At 65.1% G+C, this 518-nt stretch carries 1 pseudogene; it reads left to right on the top strand.

The features are described from left to right. Window positions 1-518, top strand: a pseudogene (locus HC022_RS21540) (class I poly(R)-hydroxyalkanoic acid synthase); the annotation flags it as partial.

Below are 518 nucleotides of genomic sequence, written 5' to 3'. Positions count from 1 at the left end.
CCGCGATCCGCTCCTACATGATGGGCGAGACCCCGCCCGCCTTCGACCTGCTCTACTGGAACGGCGACGGCGCCAACCTGCCCGGACGGATGACCATCCAGTACCTGCGCGGCCTGTGCCAGAAGAACGAGTTCGCCGAGGGCCGCTTCGAGCTCATGGGCGAGACGCTCGACCTGCGCGACGTCGACGTGCCGCTGATCTCGATCACCGCCGAGACCGACCACATCGCCGCGTGGAAGGACTGCTACCGCGGCGTGCAGAAGATGGGCTCGCGCTCCAAGACCTTCGTGCTGTCGGAATCCGGCCATATCGCCGGCATCGTCAATCCGCCCAGCAAGAAGAAGTACGGCCATTACCTGAACCCCGATCTCAAGCTCTCGGCGGACGAGTGGCAGGACAGCGCGGACTACCACGAAGGCTCGTGGTGGCCGTTCTGGGAAGCGTGGCTGCGCAAGCGTTCCGGGAAAAAGGTCCCGGCAAGACAACCGGGCGATTCGGAGCATCCGCCTCTTTGCGAG

Source organism: Salipiger sp. HF18 (genome assembly GCF_011806505.1).
GTDB lineage: Bacteria > Pseudomonadota > Alphaproteobacteria > Rhodobacterales > Rhodobacteraceae > Salipiger > Salipiger thiooxidans.
Note: the sequence above shows the minus strand (reverse complement) of the source record. Positions and strands in the feature narration are given on the sequence as shown.